Raw genomic sequence first — 24,001 nt, 5'->3', positions numbered from 1 at the left:
GGAAAAAAACGTTCAGGCTCAGGCGATACAAGTGATCGACGCAGGTTGGTAAAAACTCTCCCCAGGAACTCATACGTTTACGGAAATTGAAAGAGGAGTTGTTTAAAGCTTACTATAATAATAATTTATTTCACGGAAGAATTTTTATGCCAAATAAAGTTCAGATACCGAACATCATTATTGTAGGTGGTGGTGCAGGAGGAATGGAGTTAGCAGCATTACTTGGGAAGAAGTTTGGAAGAACAGGTAAAGCATCTATAACTTTAGTTGATTGCACACCCACTCATATTTGGAAACCGTTATTGCATGAGGTTGCTGCAGGTAGCTTGTTTACCAATGAAAACGAAGTTGATTATCTTGCTTATGCAGCGACTCATCATTTCCATTTTGTTTTAGGAGCTCTTGAAGGTCTAAATCGAAGCAAAAAAGAGATTTATTTGTCCCCTTTTTACAGTCACGAGCAAGAAGTTCTGCCTAAGCGAGCCGTCTCATACGATATTTTGTTTATTGCGGTGGGAAGTGTGGCTAATGATTTCAATATTCCTGGGGTTCGCGAGCATTGTTTGTTTTTAGATAACATAGACCAGGCAGCCTATTTTCATCGCGAATTATTGAACCGTTTCATGCGTCTTTCCCAGCAGCCACAGCAAGGTCCATTTCATCTTGTGGTGGTGGGCGGTGGGGCTACGGGAATTGAACTAATCGCTGAATTAAATAACACAATCCATGAAATTATAAATTATGGCATCGGTATTCAGCCTGACCTTGTTTCGTTTACCCTAATTGAGGCGGCAAGCAGATTATTGACCGCGCTACCAGAAGAACTCTCAGAAAAAGTAACTGCGGAATTAACACGCATGGGAGTAAAAATTTGTGTCAACGAACAAGTTGATAAAGTGACAGAATGTGGTTTGCAGACTAAGTCGACCCCATTTATTCCCGCCGATCTGGTGATTTGGACTGCTGGTATTAAAGCCCCAGATTTTTTGCAGCACATGGATGGTTTGGAGGTGAATCATATGAATCAGCTTTTAGTGAAGCAAACCTTGCAAACAACACTTGATGACTCTATTTTCGTTCTTGGTGATTGTGCAAGCTGCCCTCAAACCAATTTAGATAAAACGGTTCCCCCACGGGCGCAAGCAGCGCATCAACAAGCATTTTTTTTATATAAAATTTTGGATAAATATTTAGAAGGGAAGCCTTTACCTGTTTATCATTATCGTGATCATGGCTCTTTAGTGACATTAAGCCATCATGTCATTGGTAATTTAATGGGTAAAATTACCAAGCGATTTATGATAGAAGGCAAGTTAGCACGCTTATTTTATTTATCTTTATATAAGCAACATCAAATGGCATTATATGGAGGGTGGCGAGTTTTTTTGCTGACCTTGTCGAATTTGTTAAGTCGCAGAGTGAAGCCGCGGCTCAAGTTGCACTAACGATACCCAAGAAACGCCTAAAACCTAACTTTTAGACGTTCCCAAGGCATCTATTCAAAATATAATAACGCAGGAAGCAACAATGTGGGACCAGAATAAAAAAGAATACCTAAAGCGTCTGTCCAAGATTCAATCTTATCTTAAAAACAACAAATTTGTTGAGGCGCAAGATTTAGTCTCTGTGCTTTCTTTGCTCATACGCTCAGGAGACCGAGTATGTATTGAAGGCGATAACCAAAAACAAGCGAGTTTTTTGGCTACGGCAATGGCTCAGCTAAATCCTGAAGAAATCAATCACTTACATATGATTCAATCAGCAATTGCTTTGCCAGAACACCTTGATGTTTTTGAAAAAGGGATTGCCAATCGAATTGATTTTTCTTATTCAGGTCCACAATCGGTGCGACTTGCAAAAATGGTGTACGATAAAAAAATTGAGATAGGTAATATTCATACCTACAATGAACTGTTTGGGCGATTAGTTGCAGATTTAACACCTAATGTGTGTTTGTTGATGGCTGATAAGGCAGACAAATACGGAAACTTATTTACCGGGGCGAATACAGAGGAAACACCAGCGCTTATTGAAGCGACTAATTTTAAAAACGGTGTGGTTGTGGTGCAAGTCAATGAACTGGTTGAGCACCTACCGCGCGTGGATATCCCTGGAGATTGGGTTGATGTGATTGTTCAAGGTCCGGAAATAGCTTATATCGAACCACTGTTTACCAGGGATCCTGCGCAAATTGATGAAGTCAAAATATTGATGGCGATGATGGTCATTAAAGGAATATATGAACCTTATCAAGTGAATATCTTAAATCACGGCGTAGGATTTAATACCTGTGCTATTGAATTGCTTTTACCCACCTATGGTGAATCATTGGGCTTAAAGGGAAAAATATGCCAACACTGGGTGGTTAATCCTTTACCTACTTTGATTCCTGCTATTGAAGCGGGATTTGTGAAGACAATCTATCCGTTTGGAGGAGAAGTCGGCATGAACCGCTATGCTGCGGCTCGCCCCGATATTTTTTTCACAGGTAAAGAAGGGGAGCTTCGTTCGAATCGGATGTTAGGCCAGTTAGCTGGGCATTATGCATGTGATGTTTTTATCGGTGCCACATTGCAGATGGATCTTGAGGGAAATAGTTCTACAGCAGTTGAGGGGCGCATAGCTGGTTTTGGCGGCGCGCCAAATATGGGCTGTGATGCTCCTGGTCGACGCCATTCTTCTTATGCTTGGTTAAAGGCAGGGCAAGAACGCAGCCAAGCACTGGGAACTAAAATGCCTCGAGGAAGGAAATTGGTGATTCAAATGGTAGAAACGTTTCAGAGTGCAACACAACCTACCTTTGTGGAAAAATTGGACGCTTGGGCTTTACAAAAATCGATGAATGCTGATTTGCCTGCAGTAATGATTTATGGAGAGGATGTAAGTCATGTAGTGACTGAAGAGGGAATTGCTAATCTCCTGATGTGCCAAACTCTTGAGGAGCGCGAACAAGCCATTCGCGGTATTGCCGGATATACTGAAGTTGGAGTCATGCGCGATCGGATGAAAGTGGAGGAGTTACGGCATCGAGGCGTAATAAAACGGCCGGAAGATTTGGGGATTAAAGTTTCCGATGCAACTCGAGATTTATTGGCGGCCAAATCTATTCGTGATCTTGTTGCTTGCTCCAAAGGTTTATATGAACCGCCTGTAAAATTTAGAAATTGGTAGGGCAAAGATATGGAACAGATGGAATTTCGTTTTACACTTTCTGGTGAACGTCTTCAAGGTAAAAAAACAGTTTGTGGCGTGGTTGGCTCAGGGAATCTGGAAGTTATAATTGAAACCAATTCGACGTCAGAAACAATTTTTACTGTCCAGACGGCAATTGAGCACTATAAACCCGTTTGGAAAATGGTTATTGGAGATTTTGTGAATCAATACCAGCCTGTGGGTTTGCAATTTACCATCAATGATAATGGAGCAACTCCAGCGGTTGTTTTATTACGTTTAGGGCAAGCGTTGGAAGAGTTTCAAGGCAATCACAAAATAGGAACAAATTATGAAGAGCTTGATGCTCGAGAACGAATCCAGGTTCTATTTGATGAAGATTCGTTCACGGAGTGGCTTGCTGACGAGAAACTATACAGTCCCTATTTGGCTGCTTTAAATTTACCTGGTGAATCAGACGATGGCATCGTCATTGGTTCTGCTCTGCTCCATAAAAATAAAGTGCTTGTCGCGGCGCAACAAAAGGATTTTATGGGCGGTGCTGTGGGCGAAATTCATGGGGCGAAGCTTACTGGTCTATTCCAGGCAGCAATTGCAACTGAGACTAAGGCTGTGATCCTGCTCATTGATAGTGGTGGTGTACGATTGCACGAAGCGAATGCAGGGGAAATTGCAATTTCAGAAACAATCCGCTCTATTTTTGAGGCAAGACTTCATGGAATAACCACAATAGGAGTTATTTGCGGTAGAAACGGTGCTTTTGGCGGTATGGGAATCATTTCTGGGTGTCTGGATTATCTCATTACTAATGAAACAGGGCGGATTGGCGTATCTGGCCCCGAGGTGATTCAAGCTGTCGCAGGTGTCAATGCCTTTAATTCACAGGATAGAGCCTTGGTTTGGCGTGTATACGGCGGAAAAACCCGCTATTTACAGGATATTGCTCATAGCTATGTAGGTTCAGATGTTGCAGCGATACGCGCTCAATTGCTTGCTGCTCTTGATAAGCAAGTGCCGCTGAATCTTAACTCTTTGAAACTAAAACAGGCTCTGTTAAAAAAACGCTTTCAAGAAACGCAAGGATATCAAGAAGAGGGGGCTTATCTGAGTCACGTAGCGCCAAAGTATGCTGCAACGCTTTTTGATATGGACGAGCAAACCTTTTTACAGGCAGCTAAAGATATAAAATCGTAGTCGAATGACTTGTCGCTCGGGTGTTTGATAGCCGGGATTCGCTGCAAGGGTATTTAGTCTGCGATAATACAAAAGGAATAAGAAATGATCGCTTTAAAGGGCCTTCTCAAACAGATATTTTCTCAGGATATTCAGTTGACAGAAAACCAATCCGTTATTTATGGGTATGCGACGTTGAAGAATCAGCCGCTTCATCTTCTTGGAGTCAAGGAATCTACATTTTTGGGAGCAGAGCAAGCCTTGATTATGGCCCAGCATGTCATTGATATTCTTGAGAGTCAATCACAAGATCCTGTTTTGCTTTTAGTTGATGTTGCTGGACAGGAGTTAACCATGCGCGATGAATGGCTGGGGATGCAACAATATTTTGGTCATTTACTTGAATGTTTGGAGTGTCTGCGACAGCAAGGAAATGCGTTGATATCTCTCGTTTATAACCAGGCATTAGGGGGCGCTTTTATTGCTTATGGCTTGACTGCAGATACCATTTTAGCCTTACCGGATGCCGCCTTAGCGGTGATGTGGTTGGAAGGCATTGCAAAAGTAACCAAAATAGAATTGGATACTCTCAAGGAACTCAGTAAAACATTTCCCGTTTTCGCCCCGGGAGTGCAAAATTTTTATGAATTGGGTGGGATACATGAAATCGTAAATCCATCTGAATTGGCTGAGAAAATTAATTTAGCGATCCAAAAAAATAATACAAAGGACGAGCGGGCACTCTTGGGTAGTGAGCGGGGGGGCAGAAAGCTTGCATTCTCGATTATCAATAAAGTGGCCAATCATTTATGAATGCACAACGGCATCATTTAATTTATCTTAAGCCTCATGCTGATTTTGTGATTAAGTCATGTCATGAAGATCGGAAAATGATTGCCGAAAAGACTGCTCTTTGGCTTGCACGAGGACTGCCTTGTATTTATGCCAAACAATTTGCCAGTCAAGAAACAATTAATTTAGGATTAACTCTGTTGCACGACAATCAAAAACATCGGGTTGGTTTACAAGTTGCTCCCTCGTTTGTGCAAACACAAAAGTTCCTTCCTCAACTTATCGAGATGCATGAATTTTTCTCACGGCATTATCAGATTACGGATTTACAGCGTATTGCTGATTTATATCCCGTTTCGGATATTGCCGTTTATGGCTCATTTTTATTTCATTATTTATCTGGATACACTTTTGTTAACCAGACTTCAGATCTTGATTTACTTATCTATTATCAAGGATATTCTTGGAGTGATTTACATGAAACAATTCAGGCATTAACCAAAAAATTTAAGCGAACGATAGATGGTGAGGTACGTTTTCCTCATTTTGGTGATATCCCAATTAAAGAGTTACTCGATTTATCTGCAAAAAAACTGTTGTGTAAGAGTAAGGACCAAGTTGCCCTATTATCACGAACTGAACTTTATGAATACTACACCATGCTGTGAAAGAGCACTCGCCAAAATGGCAGTCAGAGCACTTTATTTTGAAGTGAAAGCTTACCCAAAACCAGGATTAGTCAGTTTTGTGGATGCCGGTGCCCATCACGATATGAACGGCGGTACGTTTTATCGCAGTCTTTTTACCTTGCGTCATTATTTTTATCACATAACAAAAAAGGGATTAGTCACCCGTTCTTTTGACGAATTAAAACACATTGCGATAGAAGCGGAAGAGCGCATGCTCAAAAAAACTCGGGGAGTGAACACACATCGTGGTGCTATTTTTGCTTTGGGTATTACCTGTGTCTCAGTGAGTCGTTTAGGTCAAGAAAAGAAATGGTTTACACCGGCTGATGTGCACCAGCAGTTATTGAATGATTGGCCAAAGCATTTACAAAATCATCAAGGAAATCCAGACAGTCACGGGGCCATTGTACGTCGACAATACGAAGTCATTGATGCCAGGCAGATGGCAATACGTGGTTATGATTTAATTTTTCATTTGCTTCCTGATTTCATTGCACTTTTTGTTGATACTCAATCCCTGGATGCTGCGTGCTTATTCGCTTATGTGGCACTTTTACAGAATATGGATGATACAAATATTCTTTATAGAAAAGGAAAACCTGGCCTAGATTACGCAAAATCCAGAATCAGAGAGCTATCAGTTACAGATAGTTTGCCAGCACAACGACAGAAGGCCTTGGAAATCCATCGACTTTTTTCCGAGTCTGGGATTAGTCCAGGCGGGGTAGCCGATTTGATTGGTCTTTTATTGTTTCTAAGTCAATTATTTTGCCAACCGTTGAGAAATTATTATCCGCGTCATCAATTAGATAAAAAAATCGACTGGACATGTGCTTAATTTAAACAATCATTTTGCTGCAAAGGATTCACCATCACCGAAAAGAGCAGTTAAAAAACAATGGGTAAGCAATTAACTCAACTCGGATTATCTCTGTTGTAAGTCAAATTTTTTGTAGCGACGAAATTTGATTATCCAGAAATCAGGCCAATTAGGACGAATTGTAACACTTAATTCATTGAGTCCCCCTTACTTAATTCCTTTAAAGTTTAATAATTTGAGATAAATCAATCTATACTGTAATTAGAGTCTTATAGAACATACAAAGGAGAAAGTACTATGGAACTGAGTCATAATCTACCTCAAGCAGATCTAATTCCCATACTTTCTCGCGCGACTATTTTTACAGGTATTGGTCTTATTGAACAAAAAATGCTAGCCGATAAATGTGTTATTGCAAACTATAGGCCTGAAGAAATCGTCATAGAGCAAGGTGAAATAGGTGATATGCTCTATATTATTATTCGAGGCACTGTGCAAGTTTCCATAAAAACGCAATCTATGGGATGGAAGCGTATTAACACTTTAGGTCCAGGCGATGTGTTCGGGGAAATTGCCATTTTACGCAATATTCGCAGAACAGCGCGCATTAGTACAATAACTGCTTGTCAATTCCTTACGATTAACGCTCGAGATTTTTTAGCGGTTTATCAATACTTTCCTGCGCGAGCCAGAGACAATATTCAACTAGTCGTTGCGAAACGGTTACAGGAAAGTGGGGCGCATGTACGTTTATAAGTACATAGTCCATTAGGTAGACCTGTGATAAATTTTCTGCTTACTCTAACCTTGATCCAGGGCTAGGGGAGAAGAGAAAATTTCTAAATGAATAACAGAGAGTATTGATTTCCGGAATTATAAATGGAAGCAAATTTTCTTAATATTATTTTGGGATTTATTGAAGGATTTGGCCTTATTATTTCCCCTTGCATTCTGCCCATCTTACCCATTTTTTTAGCGAGCTCACTGAGTGGATCCCAAAAAAGGCCTATTGGAATAATTATTGGTTTTACTTTGTTTTTTTCTTTCTTTGTATTTTTTTCACATCAATTGATCCATTACTTAAATATTGATTTTAATTTAGTGCGTCATATCGGTTATGGCATTTTGCTTCTTTTAGGGGTCATGATGATCTCCAATTATTTAACAGAGCAATTTGGCAAACTAACGCAAGGGTTTACCCGCATTGGCAATTTTTTTTCAGTAGCCAATAAATCCGAAGGAGGGTTTTGGAATGGCCTTTTATTGGGCGGAATCATTGCCATTATTTGGACTCCTTGCGCAGGACCGATTTTGGCTGCAATTATCGTACAAACCGCATTACAAAAAACAACCCTGTCCAGTTTCTTTGCTTTAATGGCTTTTGCCCTGGGAGCGTCCATCCCTATGTTTATTATTTCCCTTTATGGGAAAAAACTAATAAATACGTTCGACTTTTTTAAAAAACGCGCCACCCTTTTTCGTAAATTTTTAGGCGGGGTAATTATTGCCAGTGTGGTTTATATGATCTACTTTGAGGGAGCGGTTGTTTCCTCTTCCGTTACTCCTCAAACAGGAATTAAAACGTCGAACTCACTCATTAATGGTTTATGGTTTCCTTATCCGGCACCACCGATACAAGGTATTGATGCTTGGATTAATTCAGCTCCATTACGTTTAGTCGATTTGCATGGAAAAGTCGTTTTAATCGATTTCTGGACTTATTCGTGTATCAACTGTTTGCGCACTTTGCCCTATATCAAAGACTGGTATACTCGCTATCATGATAAAGGATTGGTTATTATTGGAATTCACACCCCTGAATTTGATTTCGAAAAAAATCTGGATAACGTCAAAGCGGCAGTGAGTCGATATGGGATTTTATATCCTGTAGCACTTGATAGTCAGTTCGTTACCTGGCGCAACTATCAGAATCATTATTGGCCTGCACATTATTTAATTAATAAGCAAGGCAAAGTGGTTTACAGACGTTTTGGTGAAGGAGATTACGATGTTATGGAAAACAATATTCGCTTTTTATTGGGCATTAAGGATTTAAGCACCTTAAAATCGTTGCAAAACGCCTCTTTCAATCTCACCCAAACACCAGAAACCTATTTAGGATATGCGAAGGCTGACTCTAATTACAGTCCAGAACTGATTAAAGGTAAGACGACCCAATATCATTTTGCTGATATATTATCGACTAATGCATGGAGTTTAGAAGGATTATGGCAAGTCAATGCAGAGTTTCTTCTCGCAGAAGACGTCAATGCAGCGATCAAAATACAATTTAATGCACGCAAAGTCTATGCCGTTATGGGAAATAGCGCTGCAAAACCTATTAAGGTTAGAGTCATTTTAACCGATGCACAGTCCGGTAAAAAGCTCCAAGAAAAAAGTATACTAATCGATAAATACTCTCTTTATGAGCTCGTTTCCCAAGAGAAATTCACCCGCGGCTATCTAGAGATTATTGCGAATGAGCCTGGAGTCAAAGTATACACTTTTACCTTTGGAAGTTGATGTTTGATTTCTATACCATGAATTATGGTTTATCCATTCGGTTTTATCTCTGGCAAGACACACGAGAGGCTTGGCCATCAATGAGGGAGGGTTCCTTTTTTTCCTCCTTGAAGAACGAGGTTGTTTTGAACCGGGTGAGTTCAGGTGTTTTTGCAGGGGGCTCATGAATTACTTCTATCGCTTTGAGCGCATTGGGTTTGAGTTCCGGGTATCGCTTTTGGAGCTCCAAAAAAGGTTCAATTTTGAATAGATTTTTAAATAATGCGATTACCTCCGCATCTTTTACTTTTTGTTCTAAAAACATTCCTAAATCAATAAAAATTTGACCATTGTGAAAAACAGCAACCTCAGGGTTAATTGCTTCTTCAATTTCTTTTTGTGTATATTCGGACTCAGACCATCCGTCAATCGCTCTGAGCGAAGCCCCTTTTTTTAATGCAAATGAAAAGCTATGAGTCAACGCATCGCGAAATTGTTTTGCATTTCCCTCGGGAAGCACAACATTTAAATTTTTACCGTAAAATCCTGAATTACTGGAAATTGTAATTCCCCATTTTTTGTGGTGAATACTGTAGGATTTTAAAAATGAATGGATATTATCCGCTTTAACGAATTCTCTTTTGGGGTGTGGAGGAAAAGGGATACTTATTTCCATACTTCCGGGGATTTTTGTTAAAAGACTTGCAAAATTAAATGCACCAATGTAGAAGAAATGACAATTTCCCCCGCCTAATACGGGGAGATACTTAATCGGATCGGCCGTATCTTGAGTCACACTGAACAGGCTTACTTGCAAAAGGGGCCAGCCAGAGTGGTAATTGCGTACCAAGGAAGGAATTTTATTTTTATCTGTTTTAGTCTCGTTATAGATTTTTAAGAGGGTGGTCTGTTCTTCTTCTGAAAAAGAATCAATTGGCATGTTATTTCCTTTTAACAATGATTATTTGATTAAATAACCCTTTATTTTTTGATAATCGAGAGAATCTTTTTTACTTCTGCAACGACTTTTCCTTCTTTGTCGGTTATAGGAACAATAAATTCTGACTCAATTTTTTGCCTTTCGTTGACTTCAAGTCGAATTTTTTCGACCTGTTCTCGGGATAATTCAAATCGTGCATAAATAGTTCCCTTAGCGGGTATTTTATAGCGTATAGACGCTGATTTATCCCAAACAACGTATCCTTTGCCTAATAAATGCATGAGCATCAACATATAAAATGGATCGGTCATGGAGTACATCGAACCACCATAATGCGTTCCCACATAATTTTTATTCCAAAAGCGCATTTTCATTTGAACAACAATATGAGTGCCATCAGGATGAAAGTTTTTTACACTAATTCCAGCGCCCCAAAAAGGTGGCCAAAAGCGCATCATTCTTAATAATGTGGAGAATTTCATTTGATTATCCCTGTAGCATGGTCGCTAGTTACAGATCTTATTTTTCATTTTAAGTCTATTTCAGTCAACAAATATTATATACTCTTCGCTTTTCTTAACGGATTAATTAGGTTCCATGATGCATCATTTTATCGCAAGAAAATTTTTGGTTCTCACTACGCTATTCCCCTTGGTTGCAATCAGTGAGAACAACTCCTACCTGCCACCCGTTTTTACTCAGAATAATCGACTTGCAGCCATTCAGGCAACATTCCCAATCATTGATAAGATGTATCAGCAGTATGCAGAAAAGAATCATGTCCCTGGCTATGCTTATGGGATTATTCTAGATGGTCGTTTGGTCCACACAGGAAGTGGTGGTTACACGAATATTGCAAAAAAAATTCCTGCTACCCCTCAGTCGATGTTTCGTATCGCATCGATGACTAAAAGTTTCACCGCCATGGCCATTTTAAAACTGCGCGATGAGGGCAAATTAAAGTTAGATGATCCTGCATCACTTTATATTCCTGAATTAAAGGATCAAAAATTAACTCAAGACGCACCAGAGATTAGAATTCGTGATTTATTAACTCATTCTGCCGGATTCCCAGAAGATAATCCCTGGGGAGATAGAAATCTGAATAAAACTGATGAAGAACTGATTGCTTTGGTTAAGCAAGGAGTTTCACTATCCAATGTCCCTGGGACATCATTTGAATACAGTAATTTGGGATTTGCCCTCCTAGGGTTGATTGTTAAAAAGGTATCAGGAGTACCCTACCAAGAATATATTGCGGCAAACATTTGGCAGCCCCTGAATATGAAAGAGGTGGCTTGGGAATATGCTCGGGTTCCACCCAATCAATTAGCACATGGTTATCAATGGATTAATGGAGATTGGCAGGAAGAGCCTATCTTACATGATGGTAGTTATGCTTCTATGGGGGGAATGATTGCTTCCATTGAATCGTTTAGCCATTACCTTACACTGCATCAGGCCGCCTGGCCTGCGCGAGATGATGCAGAAACAGGCCCAATAAAAAGAAGTTCAATACGTGAAATGCATCAACCTTGGCGATTTTATGCAGTCGATTCAAAAGATGAAGTATATGGCAGAGCGTGCCCAACAATAAGTGCTTACGGCTATGGATTAAGATGGTCAAGGGACTGTAATGCCAAGGTAGCAGTGGGACATAGCGGTGGATTACCAGGTTTTGGAAGTAATTGGCTTCTATTGCCCGAATACGGTATGGGCGTGGTTCTATTAACCAACGTGACCTACGCTTCTGCAGAGACCATTAACATTCAAGCCGTTAATCAGCTTATTAATCAGGCACATCTTAAACCCAGAGAGTTACCGCCTTCACGAATATTGAATGAGCGACAAAAAGCATTGCTGAAATTACTGCCTACATGGAGGGATGCAAAAGCCAGTGGCGTATTTGCTGAGAATTTCTTTTTGGATTCATCCATTGCATCGTTGCAAAAGAAAACCCAAGAACTGTTTGCGAAGGCAGGAAAAATTCTCAATGTTGGTAGGGTAATTCCAGAAAATCAATTACGAGGATATTTTATTCTTAAAGGTGAACATGCGGATCTTAAAGTGAGTTTTACATTATCACCCGAACATCCTGCATTAATTCAGGATTATGAAATAGAAGAAACAGTTTGAGTGTATTGCCATTAAGTTAAGAAGGTATTTCCCTTCTCCCATTGGGGAGAAGGTGCCCGTTAGGGCGGATGAGGGGATCTAAATGATACTTTGTGCCGATACTGCCTTCTCACAAAGCATGCGCAAAGCGGTTGCGATTTGTTTTAATTCTTTATTGTGTAAATGATATTCCTTACCCAATTGTATTGGATCGGTGAAACTTAACCATACCTGGCCATCGGCGTCTTCTGTAGCCATTATTCGCAAGGGTAAATCAAGTGCGACTGCTGCATTTTCTTGCATCAATGGGGTCCCTTTCGCGGGATTACCGATGATAAGAACCTCTGTTGGAAGTAGTTTTTGATTCACCTTTTGCGCTTCACTACTGTGATCAATATGAGCAAATATTTTTCCACCTTGCTGAGTAATGATATGAATGAGTCGTTCTATCGTTTTTGAGACAGAATAAGGACTTTGTAGTGTTTGTGATCCCGAGCCCTCAGGAGCGCCTAGCTTCATGTCAAATGCTGCAGCGATTTTTCGGGCAAGTATATCTAAATCGGTTAAATGTTCTTTGTTGGCCAACAAAGTGACACATAAGAGTTCGTTTGCTGCGGTAAAACGACTTAAGAATGCTGAAAATCCTGGAATAGCTCCTTTGATTTCCATTAATCCGGGATGTCCAGGGAATAGCCATCCTGCATTCCCAGGAATGATCGTTTTATTATCTAAAGTTATGCATTGATAAAGAAAATCTCTGTGCTCCTTTTCTTTGACTAAGATAGAACCTGCCAGGCTGATATCCCATAGGCTAATATCCTCCGCAGAAGCAATAACACCGCCGTGTGAAAAAGTAGTTGTCCAGGTGACGTCCGGGACTGCTTCCTGCTCGGCATTATAACCTTGAGCCACTTCAACAGGGTCTATGTAGCTGGGATTATGCAAAAAATCGCTGTGTTTAAAGGGTAGGGTGTCTTTGTTCAATTCATTATCAATCGACGATTTATTTTTGACAAAAAAAGTTCGTTTTAAGCCTACTCGATTGATTTGATTTTTTGTTACATAGTTCTCGTAACTCATGCCACTGATTTTTTCAATAAGAAGACCCAATAAGTAATAATTTGTGGCACTGACTTGCATTTGGGTACCTGAAGGAAAATCTAAGCCTGGATTCTTAAATAATCTAAAAAGGTCCTCAGGTTTATAGTCTTGGTGGAACGAAAAATTATCACATTGGGTATAATCGGGTATTCCTGAACTGTGGGTTAATAAGTGTCGAATGCTAATTTTTTGCCATGTTTGCGGAAGTAAGTATAAATAATTCGAAACGGAGTGATCTAACTGCAGTTTTCCCTCTTCGAGTAACTGCATTATGGCTACAGCAGTATAGGCATGGGTTAATTGCCCCACGTGGAAGAGTGTGCGTGTCGAAACTAAAAGTTTTTTTTCGGTATCAGCAAATCCATAACCGACTACTCGGGTGATGTAGGGTGCTTGAACAATTGCCAGCGACATTCCAGGAATATGATTTTCTTCCATGTACTCAATAATCAGGTCATCTACAGATTGTCCTCGATAAAGAGTATGGAAATCGCCACGACCGCTACCAGAATGAATGCTCATTATTATTCCTTATTTGGCTCACAAACAACTCTTCTTAGTATAGATGAGTATGGATGGATTGCTTTGGTGTAAGAGGAAATGGAACCAAGGAATCCTATTGCCAACCCCTTGGCTGCTCATATTTAATCCGCTTGCATGTTCTGCTTGCAGTGGAGTTCTATAAATGAATCTGCTCCGCAGTGAATGGTGTTACGACAAAAATAAGGCGGAACTGCTGTATATGGAACAATGAAACCTTCTTTCATGCTGACATACAATTGATCACTGCGGCTGGCAATTTCTAATAGCAAACGATCCCCCTTTTTATAGGAGGCTGCCACTGGGGTCATACTAAAGCGCAATAAAACAGGAATATTAGGTTCAAGAGACGTCACTATAGAGGTGTTAATTACTATTTCACAGCGAGAACCATTGGTTTGGTCCAGGGTACGGGTTGCCGGTCGAAGGTGTCCCATAGACAAAGGATGATAGAGTCCCTCACTATCGATTTTCCCTAATCGGGCGATTATATAGGAGTCGATTTCATTACAACTGTATCGAATCTGGAGGGTAATTGGGCCAGCAATTGTTGTTTCTTGCTGAAAAATTAATTCATAAGCCAGTTTTTGTTTTTCGAATTGCTCTATTCCCGGTAATACTTCAATTCCTGGAGGTATAGAAATCCAGGAATCGTTTTCTTCATCGGGTATTTGATGGTGTAATGTTCTAAGCTCCGCGTGATTCGATTTTTTTTGAAGATAAAGCTTATGTACCTGAGTCTCTGGATTAGGGAAATTTGTGGCTGATTCAAACTGATTTTTCCCTTCAACCCAATAGCGTACGGGAGGCAAACTGGCATAACCATTATCAACCCCTTTGACAATATGATCAAAAAAAGCAAGAGCCTCTAATTGCCAGGAGTAAACGGGCAACTCATATTCAGCCGGACCAAGAATCATCCATTTTTTATTTGACGGGGTACCGGCATGTTCAAACAGGTCGTAACAGCCAAATTGGTGTAATGCGATATTGCCTAAGTTTTGCACGACAACAAAAGGAACATCAATCTGGTTTAATTTTTGAAACGGTCCTTGTGCAATTTGAGTCTCTTCCCTTGAATTACTATCTACCATAAGATGAATGTACCAACGAAGCGCCTCGGGAATGACCTGATTTTTTTTAAATCTACCAATAATTTTATCTAAGTTGGGCTTGATGAGCTTTTTCCATAACCCAGGATAACTGATGGCATAGCTGAGTAAAGCTCTTTTCCAGGGAGCGATGTAACGATGGACAGTGGGTGGATTAAAATTAGCTCCCACCCATAAATTTAAAAAATCAGCATTAAAAACACCACCATAATGGAAAACATGTCTGTAAAAATCAGTACAAATTTCATTAGCAAAAAAGGCACGTAAGGAGGGCGGGTTAAGTACTGCCACGCTCGCTTGATTCATACCGTAATACGAAGTGCCAAATAAGCAGACATCTCCATTTGACCAGGGTTGCTGTGCTGCCCATTCGATACAATGATAATGATCTTGTGTTTCTTGCTCATTTTGCCAAGATTGAAAATCACCTTCAGAACGTCCAATTGCCCTCGCAGTGACAATGACCTGCACATAGCCTCTATCGGTAATAATTGGGGGGGAGCCAATTTCATTATTTCCAGTAGGAAGTCCTGTGGTATGCAAATCGCGATTGTAGGCAGAAAATTGAAGAATGACTGGATATCTCCCCGGTTTTTTAGGTAGGTATACATCTGCAGAAAGATGTACTCCATCGGGCATCGGAATCATTACATCTGCAAAAAGCTTACAACCAAGACCTGATTCAGCAACCCGATGAGGCGTCCATCCTGCTAATTGATAGGGATTCAAACGTGCGCGAGGTATCAATAAACTGTTTAGCCATTTTTTCATTATGTAAAACTCTATTTAATATCTTGTTTTTAAATGAAATATTTTAGCAAAACAAATGATGATTTTTAGATAAATAGATAAAATAATGCAAATAAATTCTTATTTGAAGTGGTGTTGTTTACAATCTGCAGCAGATCAAATATAAAGTGTGGTAAATCTTGTTCTAAAGGCTCGAATACGGCATGGATATTAAAATTGATCTATTAAAAAATAATCTTAATGTGATTCCTGACCTTGCCCGCATGTGGCGAGAAGGTCTTGGAAAAATTTGGCTACCTGATGTGCCGCTTGAAGTTGTAGAACAACGTTTTCGTAACCATGCAAACTACGACACGATGCCTCTCACCTTTGTCGCTTTCGATCAAGAAAAACCGATAGGTATGTGCAGCTTACGTGAAAATGATGGAATTCGTCCAGATTTGATGCCCTGGTTAGGTTCTTTAACGGTAGCACCCGAATATCAAAACCAGGGACTTGGCAAACGACTTGTGGAAGTAACTAAAGAACAGGCCAAAAGAATGGGGTATGAAATACTTTATCTTTTTGCTTTTGATCGCACGATACCCAATTACTACCAATCCTTAGGATGGAGAATCATAGATACAGACCATTTTAAAGGACATCCTGTTACCGTTATGGAAATTATTATTTAAAAACATCGAATCACTCCAAAAGAATGATCTCAAGTTCCCTAATGAATTTGCCAAAATTTCAAATATTTTGTGCAAATATTTTGCATTATTAAGAATTTTTGTCTAGGATTTACTTGCCTATAAAATTCTATATAGGTTTCTAATTTTAGGGAGAAAATAATGAATCGAAATATTTTTCAAGGCAAATGGATGGAAATCAAAGGTGAAATGAAACAATTTTGGGGAAAACTCACAGACGATGACCTCAAACAAATAGAAGGGAATCAGCAAGAAATTTTTGGAAAACTTCAAAAGTATTATGGTTATACCGAAGAACAAGCTAAAAAAGCAGTGCATGATTTCCAAAAAAAATACATCATTAATTAAAAGGTATTTATTTGATTAAAGGGAGTTTAATTATGGAAAACAGAGGAATTGTTAAATCTGGCGAGCTTACAGGCTCCAAAGTGATGAATCCAGCACATGAAAATCTGGGCGAGATTGCAGAAGTTGTTATCGATAAACAATCCGGAAAAGTAAACTATCTAGTATTAGATTTTGGTGGCTTTCTGGGATTCGGAAATAAATATTTTGCGGTGCCCTGGAACCTTTTTTTGTATGATAATAAAGATGATTGCTTCATTCTCAATGTTGAAAAACAACATTTGAAGGATGCTCCTGGCTTTGATAAAAATCATTGGCCAAATTTTTCAGCACCTGAATTTAAAACGACAATAACCGGATTTTATACAGGAGGTAAAAAACTATGAATATTTTACCAAGTATATTATTCAGCGGTTTCGTTTTGATCTCTGCAAGCTCATTTGCTCATGATGATTCTATGAGTTCAAATCCAGGTAGTTCTTCTAATAGCACTACGAGCTCCAGTTCAAATGCTAATAGTAAGACATCAATGGGATCAAATTGGGTATGTACCACTAATGCGAGTTCCAGTGAAAAAAGAGCAGATCAAGATGCGGATAAAATAATGTCGGAAAAGGCTGCTTCTGCTGCCAAATCATTTGCTTTTGCAAAAAAGCATTGTCGAGATTGCACACAAATCACTTGCACTGTTAAGAAATAATTAAACTACCTGTGTTCCCTGACAAGGAATACAGGTACCTTTCTTTTAAAAACTTCATTTAACTAATTAAGTATTTTCCACAGTTCACCATCGCTCATGAATCAATTATTTTTTAATTTACGTTTGAAGAATTAAATAATTCTTCCTATGCTAAAAAGAGTTTTTAGTAATTCATTTTATGCCAAGGAATGCGAATGAACATTTTAAAAACCCAAGTCTTGAATGGGCCTAACTATTGGTCAAATTTCAGAAAGGAACTCATTGTCATCAAGCTCGATATAGGCAAATATGAGGAGCTTCCTACAAGCTGTTTAGCTGGATTCAAAGAAAGGCTGATTCAGGAGTTACCGAGTTTAAAGAGTCATCGTTGTTCTTTAGGCGTCGAAGGCGGATTTTTAAAACGAATAGAAGAAGGCACTTGGCTAGGTCACGTGATTGAACATGTGGCTTTGGAGTTGCAGTATCTCGCAGGGATGGATTGTGGTTTTGGTCGAACTTATGGAACCAAGGACTATGGTGTCTATCATGTTATCTTTGCCTATCAGATTGAAGAAGCTGGTTTGTATGCAGGAAAGACCGCTGTCGATTTTGTAAATTCCATAGCTGAAGGCAACAAATATCCTCTTGATGAAGCAATCAATCATTTAAAGGAGATTTTTAAGAAACAAGGTTTGGGCCCAAGCACTCAGGCTCTAGTAGATGAAGCTAAAAAAAGAAATATTCCTTGGAAACGCCATGAGCACAGCTCCTTAATTACCTTAGGATACGGCCGAAATCAAAAAAAAATATGGGCCTCAGTGTCTTCGAAAACCAGTTCAATTGGTGTTGATATCGCTTCTAATAAAGAGCTGACCAAGAGTATTCTTAATTCAAATTTTATTCCAACGCCAACAGGATTGATTATTACTTCTGAGGAAGAACTGAAAGCGGCGGTGGAACAGTTAGGGTTCCCCTTAGTGATAAAGCCAGTGAATGCCAATCATGGAAAAGGAGTAACGACGAATATCACCGATCATAACAAAGCAAGATTTGGTTATGAGCTCGCAAAAAGAATTTCCAATGAATTGATTATAGAGCGTTCTATACCTGGGAATGACTATCGATTTTTAGTTGTTAACTATAAGGTGGTTGCGGTAGCTAAACGTACTCCAGCTCAAATTGTAGGGGATGGAGAACGTACAATTGATCAATTAATCCAGCAGGCAAATGAGGATCCCAACCGAGGTGAATCCCATGAAAAGATACTGACCAAGATCAAAGTAGATGAATCCACTTTCTCTATTTTAAGACAGAATAATCTGACGCTGGAGAGTATTTTGCCCAAAGGTCATATCTTAAATTTAAAAGAAACGGCAAATTTAAGTTCTGGTGGCACAGCTAAAGACGTTACAGATGCAGTTCATCCTTTTAATATCATTCTTGCAGAACGTGTAGCAAGACTTGTGAATTTGGATATTTGTGGAATTGATGTGATTTCAAAAGACATTAGTTGCCCTCTTAATGAGAACCATGGAGCGATTATCGAGGTAAATGCTGGGCCAGGATTAAGAATGCATCTATCGCCCAATGAAGGTGCGCCTCGTAATGTAGCCGAACCTATTTTAAAAATGCTTTATCCAGAAAATTTAACTTCAAGAATTCCAATAGTGGCGGTTACTGGCACTAATGGAAAAACAACTGTAGTTCGGTTGATTGCCCATCTTGCACGTTTTGCAAATCATCATACGGGTTATACAACCACAGAAGGTATTTACATCAATAATAAATTGATCTACAGCGGCGATTGCAGTGGCCCTGCAAGTGCACAAGCTGTTTTGTATGATCCTGAGGTCGATTATGCAGTATTAGAATGTGCTCGAGGTGGCATTCTGCGCTCAGGCTTGGGATTTGATGAATGTGATATGAGTGTGATAACGAATATTACAGGGGATCATCTGGGGTTAAATGATATTCATACGCTTGAGGACATGGCACAGGTCAAAGCAGTTGTTGCGCGGAGCACCAAAAAAAACGGATATAGTATTTTAAATGCAGATGATTCGCTCACTTATGATTTAAGGAATGATTTACAGTGCAATATTGCTTTGTTTAGTTTGTTTGATGGCCCGAGGATTAGAAAACATTGCAGCTTAGGTGGATTAGCTGCTTTTCTTGATCAAGGAAATATTGTCGTACAAAGAGGGTCTGAACGAATAGTTCTGGCCGATATAAAATCGATTCCGCTCAGTTTTCAAGGTACTGCAACCAGCATGATCCAAAATATCTTAGCGGCAACATTAGCTGGAGTGATTAGTCATTTCTCCTTAGAGAAAATAAAAGAAGCACTCCAAATTTTCTATCCCACAGTTGAAAATCTTCCAGGCAGAATGAATCTTTTTCAATTTCCTCATTGCCAAATTATGGTCGATTATGCACATAACGAAGGTGCATTTTGTGAGCTAAAAAATTATCTTGATTCTATTCATTGTGCTAAAAAAATCGGAATTATAGGCGTAGTAGGCGATCGACGCGATGAGGACATAGAAAAGTTGGGCTATCATGCTGCCTCTATGTTTGATGAAATTGTTATTCGTCATGATAAGGATGGGCGAGGGCGAACTCATCATGAAATTAACCGTCTTCTGGTTGCCGGAATTCTTCGTTCTGATTTTAAACCGTCTATCAATATCATTTCAGATGAGATTGAGGCGATTGAACATATGATGGGAATAGCAGAACCTAATACTTTTATCTTTTGTGCCGTTGAAGATGTATTTGAAACAACTAATTTTCTCAAGAAAAGGGCAAAACAATTGATGATGGTGAATGAGGTTTATAATGACACCCAAAGCTAAGTTATTGATTATCGGTGGTGCCGAGGATAAAGGGCACGATGAGCCAATGGATATTTCAGAGCAAAAAAGAGAATTTACTCGCTATGAAATTTTGAGTGAATTATTGCCTCCATCGAATAAGAAAATAGAAATTATTACCACAGGTTCGGAAATTCAGGATGAAGTAAAAAAAATTTATCAAAAAGTTTTTCATAATATGGGCTACAACAATATAGGATTTCTTCCCATAAAAAAAAGAAGCGAAGCACGTGCTAACGAATATTTAAAAAGAGCAGCAGATGCTGGCGCTATTTTTTTTACAGGAGGAGATCAATTTCGTTTATCAACCATATTAGGGGGCACTCCTATTGTTGATATTATTAAAGAGCGATATTTGAAAGACAGTGATTTTATTATTGCTGGAACCAGCGCTGGAGCCATGGTTATGGGTACGGTGATGATTACAGGCGGCGGTTTATCAGAAGCTTTAAGGTATCGAAATTTGTTAACTTCCTCCGGATTAGGAATTTTACAGTCTTGTATTATTGATACTCATTTCATCAAAAGAGGACGATTTAGTCGTCTTGCACACGCCATTATTATGAACCCAGAACAATTGGGTATTGGTTTAGGCGAGGATACTGCACTGGTCATTCGAAATGGATCTGAGGCCGAGTGTTATGGTTCAGGTATGGTAGTTATTATTGACGGCAGGAATATTGATCAAACGAATATCACTGATGTTGAAGAGGGGGAGCCCGTATTCGTTGAAAATTTAATTGTTCACCTTTTGGTAAAAGGCTGTCAATTTTCAATTGCTGACAGAACTTTAGCGAACCCTGCAATCCCTATCAATAAACAATCTAAATGATGGAATAACGTGATGAATAAAATTGCAATCGCAGTACACGGTGGTGCTAGTGAAAACTATTCTTTTTTACAAGAACATCAAAAGGAATTTAAACAGGGCTTGGCTAAAGCGGTTGAAATGGGTTATTTAGTACTTGATAAAGGTGGCTCTGCTTTAGATGCTGTACAAGAGGCAGTTGGAATCCTTGAGGATAATCCACTATTTAATGCAGGAAAAGGTTCCGCATTAAATTCTCGGGGCGAAGTGGAAATGGATGCTTCGATTATGAGTGGCCAAGATTTGCAAGCCGGTGCTGTGTCTATGGTTCGCACCGTAAAAAATCCAATTCGCTTGGCAAGGTTGGTGATGGAGAAAACCAGACATGTCTTTCTTTCAGGATATGGCGCTTTAGAAATAGCAAAAAAATATGGTCTGGAACTTGAAAAAGAGTCTTATTTTATAACCCCAAATCAATATGAGACCTATCAAAATCTCAATAAAATAGAAACCATGGAAGACATTCAGCACAAGAAAATGAAAGGAACGGTCGGTGCTGTGGCTTTAGATGTACAAGGAAATCTTGCCGCAGCAACTTCAACAGGTGGAATCAGCAATTGCCTTCCAGGGAGAATTGGTGACAGCTGCGTGATTGGCGCGGGATGTTATGCCAATAATGCAACCTGTGCGGTATCTGGAACAGGGGAAGGTGAATATTTAATACGGGGCGTGGTTGCTCATACGATTTCTATGATGATGGAATTTGATATGCCTTTACAAGAGGCGTGCGATCATGTGATTCACGAACGCAATAAGCAGTTAAATGGCGAGATGGGAGTCATTGCCCTGAATCGAAATGGTGATTTTGGAATTTCTTTTAATACAGAAATCATGAAAAGAGCTTGGCAAAGTTCCTCTCAAGCCATGCAAATTAAACTATTTGATTAACTTTCAATCATTAAAATAAAACTCTTTGCCATTCCGAGGTATCTCATTGGGTACCTGTTTACGCTCCATGTACGGGACAAGTACTTGGCATCTGTTGTTGTCGTGATGAACGAGGGAAGCTCCCTCGTTGCAATCGGGGTAATGGTAAAGCTCATTACTTGTTTGTTGTCTTATTTCATAGTGGGGGAGGTGGGGGACGTCGAGCAAGTAGCCCCATTACAAGAAATACGACAAAGATAACAAGAAATAAGAAGAATAAAATTTTTGCAATTCCTGCAGCTGCTACTGCAATTCCACCAAATCCGAATGCTGCTGCAATGATTGCAATAATAAAAAATATGAGGGCCCAATATAACATAACAACCTCCTTGTATGCATATAGAACAAGTTGTTCATGTAAATTATAGCTGGTATGAGATAACTTGAAAAAATACTTCTGCTTCTTTAGAGAAAAGAAGGGCGGAGGGGGAGGGGCATGAGCCGCAATTAACTCCTTCTGCGGCTCAATAGGGTATCTAATGGCAGTGCTGCCGTACCCAGACATCACGATCTTTATTGGCTTAATACATGATCGCGATGATCAGTAAACCAGTAGCAATACAACCAATTAATGCGAGACTGGAATTACCTCCAGGAACCAAGTGACTTTCAGTTGTCACTAAGGTGCGGCGCCCTCGCCAAGCCATAATCGCAGGCAATAATAACAATAAAATAACACAACATATGCCGGCATAGCTTAATGCATGCAGATAAATCCCTGGATTGAGCAAAACTACTGCGAGTGGAGGAAGGAACGTTAAGACCAAAATATATTTTCCTTGATTACCCGATTTCTGCAGCTTTAATCCATCTGCCAGAAAATCAAATAATCCTAATGAAACCCCTAAAAAAGCGGTGAGCATACATATGGAAGTGAAAAATCCAAAGAATCCGCTAATCCATTGATTTTGAACAGCTTGGCTTAAGGCCTCAGTTAATCCACTGGTTGCATGGTCTGAGTTCATGAGTGCAAGCAGTCCATTTTCTCCCTCACGTGAGACAACACCCATAATTACCGCATCCCATACAATGTAGCAAGCAAGAGGGATAAGCGAACCTAATAGAATAACCCGTCTGAGGTTTCGTATATCATCCCCGAAATAGTCTCGTAAGCTGGGTATTATTGACGCATAACCAAATGAAGTGATTAAAATCATTAGAGTGCCTGTAAAAGCACGTGCAGAACCATCAGTTAGGCCCAGCGTAGAAGCATGAGGGCTAATAATTGCGACTAATAAAATGTAAATGCCTAATTTCCCAAACATTAAACCACGATTAACATAATCTACAGAGCGTATTCCTTTATACACAATTAAGCTGAATAAAAGGGTAAACAAGATTGCAGTGATACTGTTGGGTAAATCAATATTCATTTTATGCAATAAGCTATTGAATACGTCGCTACCCCCTGAAATATACGCTGAGAGGAGAGTGTACAGTAAAAACAAATAAGTGATCCAAGCAATAATTTGTCCTGGTAAACCTAGCGTGGATTTTGCCATCGAAATCATATTACTGCCTGCTGGGAGACGTAAATTGACCTCCAGCATTAGTAATGCTCCTGCAGTCATGATCAGCCAGCAAAAGAATAGGAAGAAAATTGAATTGCTAAAGCCTACTTCGGCTGTAGAGACAGGCAAGGCTAGCATTCCTCCACCTATTGAAGTTCCTACTATCAGTAATATCCCACCTATTAGTTTTGAATTGATCATAAGATATAATCCAAAATAGTATAAAAATAATTCAATATGATACTTTGTTATTCATTTCAAGTCAATCGTATCACGGCCTTTGACATTTAGAGTTGATGTATGAAATTTCCCCTCACCCCTCTCCCAAAGTGGGGGAGGAGATTCTCTCCTGAGTCAAGAAAATATCCCTTCTCCCTCCCAGGGAGAAGGAGCCCGTCAGG

At 39.5% G+C, this 24,001-nt stretch carries 22 protein-coding genes; 16 read left to right on the top strand and 6 right to left on the bottom strand.

The features are described 5' to 3' along the window. The first annotated feature begins 146 nt into the window (after nucleotides 1-146). The 8 genes from OQJ13_RS04655 to OQJ13_RS04620 all read left to right on the top strand — a co-directional run bounded on the left by OQJ13_RS04655 (nucleotide 147) and on the right by OQJ13_RS04620 (nucleotide 9,168). Nucleotides 147-1,445, top strand: a complete 1,299-nt coding sequence (locus tag OQJ13_RS04655; RefSeq protein ID WP_265709509.1) for an NAD(P)/FAD-dependent oxidoreductase — start codon at nucleotides 147-149, stop codon at nucleotides 1,443-1,445. Between the two features lie 82 nt (nucleotides 1,446-1,527). After that, nucleotides 1,528-3,171 carry a malonate decarboxylase subunit alpha gene (gene mdcA / locus OQJ13_RS04650; RefSeq protein WP_265709507.1) on the top strand — a complete coding sequence of 548 codons (1,644 nt, stop codon included), beginning with the start codon at nucleotides 1,528-1,530 and terminating at the stop codon, nucleotides 3,169-3,171. Between the two features lie 9 nt (nucleotides 3,172-3,180). Beyond that, nucleotides 3,181-4,365, top strand: coding sequence for a biotin-independent malonate decarboxylase subunit beta (locus tag OQJ13_RS04645; RefSeq protein WP_265709505.1), 1,185 nt, complete (start codon nucleotides 3,181-3,183; stop codon nucleotides 4,363-4,365). 84 nt (nucleotides 4,366-4,449) lie between these two features. Next, on the top strand, nucleotides 4,450-5,157 hold the full coding sequence (locus tag OQJ13_RS04640; protein WP_265709503.1) for a biotin-independent malonate decarboxylase subunit gamma: 708 nt from the start codon (nucleotides 4,450-4,452) through the stop codon (nucleotides 5,155-5,157). Beyond that, nucleotides 5,154-5,804 (top strand): malonate decarboxylase holo-[acyl-carrier-protein] synthase, encoded by a 651-nt coding sequence (gene mdcG / locus OQJ13_RS04635; RefSeq protein WP_265709502.1) that lies wholly within the window; start codon nucleotides 5,154-5,156, stop codon nucleotides 5,802-5,804. Before OQJ13_RS04640 ends, mdcG begins: the two co-directional genes overlap by 4 nt. Continuing rightward, on the top strand, nucleotides 5,782-6,663 hold the full coding sequence (locus OQJ13_RS04630) for a triphosphoribosyl-dephospho-CoA synthase (RefSeq protein WP_265709501.1): 882 nt from the start codon (nucleotides 5,782-5,784) through the stop codon (nucleotides 6,661-6,663). The genes mdcG and OQJ13_RS04630 overlap by 23 nt, the downstream gene beginning before the upstream one ends. Nucleotides 6,664-6,942: 279 nt before the next feature. After that, nucleotides 6,943-7,401, top strand: coding sequence for a cyclic nucleotide-binding domain-containing protein (locus OQJ13_RS04625; protein WP_265709499.1), 459 nt, complete (start codon nucleotides 6,943-6,945; stop codon nucleotides 7,399-7,401). Between the two features lie 123 nt (nucleotides 7,402-7,524). Next, on the top strand, nucleotides 7,525-9,168 hold the full coding sequence (locus OQJ13_RS04620; protein WP_265709497.1) for a cytochrome c biogenesis protein DipZ: 1,644 nt from the start codon (nucleotides 7,525-7,527) through the stop codon (nucleotides 9,166-9,168). A 43-nt stretch (nucleotides 9,169-9,211) separates the two neighbouring features. On the opposite strand, the gene OQJ13_RS04615 is transcribed toward OQJ13_RS04620, so the two are convergent. Further along, entirely contained in the window at nucleotides 9,212-10,087 is an 876-nt protein-coding gene (locus OQJ13_RS04615; RefSeq protein WP_265709496.1) for a hypothetical protein, read from the bottom strand. 41 nt (nucleotides 10,088-10,128) lie between these two features. Continuing rightward, nucleotides 10,129-10,569, bottom strand: coding sequence for a DUF4442 domain-containing protein (locus tag OQJ13_RS04610; protein ID WP_265709495.1), 441 nt, complete (start codon nucleotides 10,567-10,569; stop codon nucleotides 10,129-10,131). A gap of 115 nt (nucleotides 10,570-10,684) precedes the next feature. On the opposite strand from OQJ13_RS04610, the gene OQJ13_RS04605 reads away from it, so the two are divergent. After that, on the top strand, nucleotides 10,685-12,223 hold the full coding sequence (locus tag OQJ13_RS04605) for a serine hydrolase domain-containing protein (protein ID WP_265709493.1): 1,539 nt from the start codon (nucleotides 10,685-10,687) through the stop codon (nucleotides 12,221-12,223). A 78-nt stretch (nucleotides 12,224-12,301) separates the two neighbouring features. Here OQJ13_RS04605 and OQJ13_RS04600 read toward each other — a convergent pair whose 3' ends face one another. Next, nucleotides 12,302-13,825 carry a serine hydrolase gene (locus tag OQJ13_RS04600; RefSeq protein ID WP_265709492.1) on the bottom strand — a complete coding sequence of 508 codons (1,524 nt, stop codon included), beginning with the start codon at nucleotides 13,823-13,825 and terminating at the stop codon, nucleotides 12,302-12,304. Nucleotides 13,826-13,947: 122 nt separating this feature from the next. Beyond that, a complete protein-coding gene (locus tag OQJ13_RS04595; RefSeq protein WP_265709490.1) occupies nucleotides 13,948-15,726 on the bottom strand; it encodes a CocE/NonD family hydrolase in 1,779 nt (592 codons plus the stop codon). Nucleotides 15,727-15,908: 182 nt separating this feature from the next. On the opposite strand from OQJ13_RS04595, the gene OQJ13_RS04590 reads away from it, so the two are divergent. From OQJ13_RS04590 to OQJ13_RS04560, 7 genes are all read left to right on the top strand, one after another. Next, nucleotides 15,909-16,379 carry a GNAT family N-acetyltransferase gene (locus OQJ13_RS04590; protein WP_265709488.1) on the top strand — a complete coding sequence of 157 codons (471 nt, stop codon included), beginning with the start codon at nucleotides 15,909-15,911 and terminating at the stop codon, nucleotides 16,377-16,379. Between the two features lie 159 nt (nucleotides 16,380-16,538). Beyond that, the gene (locus OQJ13_RS04585) at nucleotides 16,539-16,745 is read left to right on the top strand and encodes a CsbD family protein (protein WP_265709486.1); all 207 of its coding nucleotides are present in this window, start codon (nucleotides 16,539-16,541) and stop codon (nucleotides 16,743-16,745) included. Between the two features lie 32 nt (nucleotides 16,746-16,777). Then, nucleotides 16,778-17,128 carry a PRC-barrel domain-containing protein gene (locus tag OQJ13_RS04580; protein WP_265709484.1) on the top strand — a complete coding sequence of 117 codons (351 nt, stop codon included), beginning with the start codon at nucleotides 16,778-16,780 and terminating at the stop codon, nucleotides 17,126-17,128. Beyond that, on the top strand, nucleotides 17,125-17,442 hold the full coding sequence (locus tag OQJ13_RS04575; protein ID WP_265709482.1) for a hypothetical protein: 318 nt from the start codon (nucleotides 17,125-17,127) through the stop codon (nucleotides 17,440-17,442). Before OQJ13_RS04580 ends, OQJ13_RS04575 begins: the two co-directional genes overlap by 4 nt. 194 nt (nucleotides 17,443-17,636) lie before the next feature. Further along, nucleotides 17,637-20,276, top strand: a complete 2,640-nt coding sequence (cphA, locus tag OQJ13_RS04570) for a cyanophycin synthetase (RefSeq protein ID WP_265709481.1) — start codon at nucleotides 17,637-17,639, stop codon at nucleotides 20,274-20,276. Next, nucleotides 20,260-21,126 carry a cyanophycinase gene (locus tag OQJ13_RS04565; protein WP_265709480.1) on the top strand — a complete coding sequence of 289 codons (867 nt, stop codon included), beginning with the start codon at nucleotides 20,260-20,262 and terminating at the stop codon, nucleotides 21,124-21,126. Before cphA ends, OQJ13_RS04565 begins: the two co-directional genes overlap by 17 nt. 12 nt (nucleotides 21,127-21,138) lie before the next feature. Continuing rightward, entirely contained in the window at nucleotides 21,139-22,050 is a 912-nt protein-coding gene (locus OQJ13_RS04560; RefSeq protein ID WP_265709479.1) for an isoaspartyl peptidase/L-asparaginase family protein, read from the top strand. Nucleotides 22,051-22,225: 175 nt separating this feature from the next. On the opposite strand, the gene OQJ13_RS04555 is transcribed toward OQJ13_RS04560, so the two are convergent. Both OQJ13_RS04555 and OQJ13_RS04550 read right to left on the bottom strand, forming a co-directional pair. Further along, nucleotides 22,226-22,408: a DUF1328 family protein gene (locus OQJ13_RS04555; protein WP_265704536.1), complete on the bottom strand. Its 183-nt coding sequence runs from the start codon at nucleotides 22,406-22,408 to the stop codon at nucleotides 22,226-22,228. Nucleotides 22,409-22,610: 202 nt separating this feature from the next. Continuing rightward, the gene (locus OQJ13_RS04550; protein ID WP_028379845.1) at nucleotides 22,611-23,801 is read right to left on the bottom strand and encodes an amino acid permease; all 1,191 of its coding nucleotides are present in this window, start codon (nucleotides 23,799-23,801) and stop codon (nucleotides 22,611-22,613) included. Nucleotides 23,802-24,001: the final 200 nt, after the last annotated feature.

This window comes from Legionella sp. PATHC035, from assembly GCF_026191115.1.
In the GTDB taxonomy this organism is placed as follows: domain Bacteria; phylum Pseudomonadota; class Gammaproteobacteria; order Legionellales; family Legionellaceae; genus Legionella.
The sequence above is the reverse complement of the archived record's forward strand: the minus strand, read 5'-3'. Positions and strand labels throughout refer to the sequence as shown.

Excerpts from the sequence above, each read along its gene's own strand:
- OQJ13_RS04550 (WP_028379845.1), bottom strand. The coding sequence starts at position 23,801 with ATGATCAATTCAAAACTAATAGGTGGGATATTACTGATAGTAGGAACT.
- OQJ13_RS04600 (WP_265709492.1), bottom strand. The coding sequence starts at position 13,825 with ATGAGCATTCATTCTGGTAGCGGTCGTGGCGATTTCCATACTCTTTAT.
- mdcG (WP_265709502.1), top strand. The coding sequence starts at position 5,154 with ATGAATGCACAACGGCATCATTTAATTTATCTTAAGCCTCATGCTGAT.
- OQJ13_RS04610 (WP_265709495.1), bottom strand. The coding sequence starts at position 10,569 with ATGAAATTCTCCACATTATTAAGAATGATGCGCTTTTGGCCACCTTTT.
- OQJ13_RS04640 (WP_265709503.1), top strand. The coding sequence starts at position 4,450 with ATGATCGCTTTAAAGGGCCTTCTCAAACAGATATTTTCTCAGGATATT.
- OQJ13_RS04645 (WP_265709505.1), top strand. The coding sequence starts at position 3,181 with ATGGAACAGATGGAATTTCGTTTTACACTTTCTGGTGAACGTCTTCAA.
- OQJ13_RS04615 (WP_265709496.1), bottom strand. The coding sequence starts at position 10,087 with ATGCCAATTGATTCTTTTTCAGAAGAAGAACAGACCACCCTCTTAAAA.
- OQJ13_RS04590 (WP_265709488.1), top strand. The coding sequence starts at position 15,909 with ATGGATATTAAAATTGATCTATTAAAAAATAATCTTAATGTGATTCCT.
- OQJ13_RS04605 (WP_265709493.1), top strand. The coding sequence starts at position 10,685 with ATGATGCATCATTTTATCGCAAGAAAATTTTTGGTTCTCACTACGCTA.
- OQJ13_RS04595 (WP_265709490.1), bottom strand. The coding sequence starts at position 15,726 with ATGAAAAAATGGCTAAACAGTTTATTGATACCTCGCGCACGTTTGAAT.
- OQJ13_RS04555 (WP_265704536.1), bottom strand. The coding sequence starts at position 22,408 with ATGTTATATTGGGCCCTCATATTTTTTATTATTGCAATCATTGCAGCA.
- OQJ13_RS04560 (WP_265709479.1), top strand. The coding sequence starts at position 21,139 with ATGAATAAAATTGCAATCGCAGTACACGGTGGTGCTAGTGAAAACTAT.
- mdcA (WP_265709507.1), top strand. The coding sequence starts at position 1,528 with ATGTGGGACCAGAATAAAAAAGAATACCTAAAGCGTCTGTCCAAGATT.
- OQJ13_RS04630 (WP_265709501.1), top strand. The coding sequence starts at position 5,782 with ATGAATACTACACCATGCTGTGAAAGAGCACTCGCCAAAATGGCAGTC.
- OQJ13_RS04575 (WP_265709482.1), top strand. The coding sequence starts at position 17,125 with ATGAATATTTTACCAAGTATATTATTCAGCGGTTTCGTTTTGATCTCT.
- OQJ13_RS04655 (WP_265709509.1), top strand. The coding sequence starts at position 147 with ATGCCAAATAAAGTTCAGATACCGAACATCATTATTGTAGGTGGTGGT.
- OQJ13_RS04585 (WP_265709486.1), top strand. The coding sequence starts at position 16,539 with ATGAATCGAAATATTTTTCAAGGCAAATGGATGGAAATCAAAGGTGAA.
- OQJ13_RS04620 (WP_265709497.1), top strand. The coding sequence starts at position 7,525 with ATGGAAGCAAATTTTCTTAATATTATTTTGGGATTTATTGAAGGATTT.
- OQJ13_RS04565 (WP_265709480.1), top strand. The coding sequence starts at position 20,260 with ATGACACCCAAAGCTAAGTTATTGATTATCGGTGGTGCCGAGGATAAA.
- OQJ13_RS04580 (WP_265709484.1), top strand. The coding sequence starts at position 16,778 with ATGGAAAACAGAGGAATTGTTAAATCTGGCGAGCTTACAGGCTCCAAA.
- OQJ13_RS04625 (WP_265709499.1), top strand. The coding sequence starts at position 6,943 with ATGGAACTGAGTCATAATCTACCTCAAGCAGATCTAATTCCCATACTT.
- cphA (WP_265709481.1), top strand. The coding sequence starts at position 17,637 with ATGAACATTTTAAAAACCCAAGTCTTGAATGGGCCTAACTATTGGTCA.